Annotated in this window: 3 protein-coding genes; all 3 read right to left on the bottom strand. The window is 36.3% G+C overall.

From position 1 onward, the window contains the following. Positions 1–375: ABC transporter permease family protein (locus BZK14_RS03080; protein ID WP_483887731.1), on the bottom strand; the 375-nt coding region annotated here is incomplete at its 3' end. Between the two features lie 32 nt (positions 376–407). After that, positions 408–2,045 (bottom strand): ABC transporter substrate-binding protein, encoded by a 1,638-nt coding sequence (locus BZK14_RS03075; protein WP_077925125.1) that lies wholly within the window; start codon positions 2,043–2,045, stop codon positions 408–410. A 22-nt stretch (positions 2,046–2,067) separates the two neighbouring features. Next, a partial coding sequence (locus BZK14_RS03070) for an ABC transporter substrate-binding protein (RefSeq protein WP_143691295.1) occupies positions 2,068–3,256 on the bottom strand: 1,189 nt, incomplete at its 5' end.

Below are 3,256 nucleotides of genomic sequence, written 5' to 3'. Positions count from 1 at the left end.
ACTATTTTGCTTCAAGGCTGCAAATATCCCCACAATCACACCCATTATCAGAGCAAAAATAAAAGAAATAATGCCAAGCTTAGCTGATGTTGGTAAATGAGTTGCAACTAGATCATTAACCGAATGATCACGATATCGAAAAGAAGGCCCAAAATCTCCCTTCATCAACTGTTTTAGATAATCAAAATACTGCTCATAAAGCGGTGCATTTAAATTATATTTAGCCTCTATATTTGCCAAAACTTCTGGTGGCAACATACGATCTCCAGTAAATGGGCTTCCGGGTGCTAAACGCATCATAAAAAATGAAATAGTAATCAAAATCAGCAGTGTTGGAATAGCTTCCAATACACGCCGAAAAATAAAGCGCATCATAAACTTAAACCTTTAAAGCCATATGGACTTAATTAATCTTTAATGTATAAATCTTTTGTATAGTAATAGCCCAACTGATTCTTTCCAGTGTAACCACCTACATGCGGTTTGACTAAGCGTAAATTAGCATAATAAAAAATAGGGATAATCACAGAATCACGATCCAAAATCTTTTCTGCTTCTTGATAAAATACAGCCCGTGCATCTTCAGACGAATAATCCAAAGCGCTATTTAAAACTTCATCAAATTCTGCATTTTTATAATGCACTGTATTGACACTGCTATTCGATAACATCATATTCAAAAAGGATGTGGGTTCATTATAATCTGCACACCACGATGCTCTCACAACATCATAATCACCGACCCTTCGACTATCGGCATAGGTTTTCCATTCACGATTATCCAATTTAAATTGCACGCCAAGATTTTGTTTCAGCATAGAGCTTGAAGCAATCGCGATTTTCTTATGTAAATCTGAAGTGTTATATAAAAACTGAATGGTTAAGGGATTCTTTTCATCATAACCTGCTTCTTTTAATAATGCTTTTGCCTTCGCAATGCGCTCTGCCATCGGCATATTGAACCATTCTGGTACATCTAACGCAGCACCATTTTCTCGAATGCCATCAATATAAGGCGGCGTAAAACTATAAGCAGGCTGGTCACCCTGCGCTTTGACAATATTGGTGATCAATTTTTGATCATATGCTAGTTTCAATGCTTCACGTACTCGACGATCTGTAAAGGGTGCTCGGCTATTATTGATGCCATAATAGTATGTACATAAATACGGCGTAATTTTCATCTCATCAGGAATCTCCGATTTGAGCTTTTTGAATTGCTCAATTGGTATGCTTGCTGTGATGTCAATTTCACCTGCACGATAACGTTGCGCTTCCGTGATTTCAGAACTAATCGGTAAAAATGTTACCTCATCAATTACTGTATTGGCATTATCCCAATAATGGGGATTGCGTTCTAACACAATACGTTCATTCACCTGCCATTGTTTTAATTGATATGCACCATTCCCCACAAATTTACCAACTTGTGTCCAATGATTAGGATTAGCCTCAATCACTTTTTGAGGAACAGGAACCATCGCAGTATGAGCCAATAATTTTGGTAAATATGGCACAGCTTCCGACAAAATAATTTCTAATGTCAAATCATCCAATGCCTTGACTCCCAACTCACTTACTGATTGTTCACCTCGGATGATCTCATCAATGTTCGCAAATTTACCATATTGCAAATAGCTTTCATAAGGTGATCCTGTTGCTGGATCAGCTAAGCGTTTCCAAGCATATTCAAAATCATAAGCTGTTAATGGATCACCATTTGACCAAACTAAATTAGGTTTAAGTTTAAATTGCCAATATTTTTGATCTTCTGTTTGCCAAGATTCTGCGACTCTTGCTTCCATTTCTCCATTATCATTGATAATAATAAGCCCTTCAAATAGATCTCGTGCTAAATGTGATTCCGCAACGCCTTCTATTTTATGAGGATCCAATGATTGCGGTTCTGTACCATTATTTCTAATCAGAACTTGTTTGCTTGCTAGCTTTGTACCTTTAGGAACTTCTGCTGTATAAGCAATATTTAAACCATTAATCGCCCCAAACAAAACGCCTAATACCAAGATCAGCCTTTTCTGATTCATTATTGTAACCTCACACTAATGATTAATGTTTAATGATGTACATATCTTTACTGTAAAAGTTACCTAATGGATCCATTCCAGTATAGCCGCCAACATGAGGTTTCACTAAACGTGAATTCACGTAATAGTAAATTGGCAAAATTGCACTATCTTGATCTAATATTTGTTCTGCTTTCTGATATGCTTTAACACGCTCTTCTACTGTTTTTGCAGTCACTGCGGACTTGATTACCTGATCAAATGCTTCACTTTTATAATGAGCTGTGTTGTTACTACTTTTAGAAAGCATAATATTTAAAAAAGTCGTAGGTTCATTATAATCAGCACACCAACCTGCACGCGCAACTTGATACGTGCCTTGCTGACGATTATCTAAAAATGTTTTCCATTCTTGATTTTCCAATTGCATCTCTATACCAGCATTCTGTTTTAAAATAGAAGCTGCAGCAATCGCAACCTTTCGATGAGATTCTAATGTGTTATAAAGTAACTTAAATTTTAATGGTTTAGATTTATTATAACCTGCCTCTTCTAATAATTTAACAGCCATAGCATTGCGCTCTTTCTGAGTTAGCTTAAACCATTCTGGTTCAATAGCATCCATATCATTAATATATGGTGGCGTAAAACCATACGCAGGCATTTGCCCTTGTGCCACTACTTTATTCGCAATAATATCTCTATCTAAAGCTAATTTTAGTGCTGTACGAACTCTTGGGTCATTAAAAGGTGGTTTTTGATTATTTAATTCATAATAGTAGCTACATAAATATGGCGTAATACGAACATCATTAGGTAACTCTTTTTTCAATCGGGTAAATAACTCTACAGGGATCGTTTGCGTCATATCAATTTCACCTGAGCGATAACGATTAACTGCAGAGTTTTCAGAAGTAATGGGCAATAATGTGACTTCATTAATCACTGTTTGATCATTATCCCAATAATAAGGATTACGTTCTAAAACAATACGTTCATTCACAACCCAATCTTTTAAACGATATGCACCATTACCCACAAAATTTTTAGGATTTGTCCATTGATTACCGTATTTTTCTACCGTGGCTCGATGCACTGGTGCAAGGACGATATGCCCAACTAATTTATCTAAATATGGGATTGATTCAGTTAACGTCACTTCCAGTGTGTGGTCATCTAAAGCCTTAATCCCCAAAGTTTCCGGTGATTGCTTACCTGCCACAATATCATTC

It is taken from the genome of Wohlfahrtiimonas larvae (assembly GCF_002006755.1).
In the GTDB taxonomy this organism is placed as follows: domain Bacteria; phylum Pseudomonadota; class Gammaproteobacteria; order Cardiobacteriales; family Wohlfahrtiimonadaceae; genus Wohlfahrtiimonas; species Wohlfahrtiimonas larvae.
Note: the sequence above shows the minus strand (reverse complement) of the source record. Positions and strands in the feature narration are given on the sequence as shown.

Bases quoted from the DNA above. Each gene is read 5' to 3' on its own strand.
- BZK14_RS03075 (WP_077925125.1), bottom strand. From the start codon at position 2,045: ATGAATCAGAAAAGGCTGATCTTGGTATTAGGCGTTTTGTTTGGGGCG.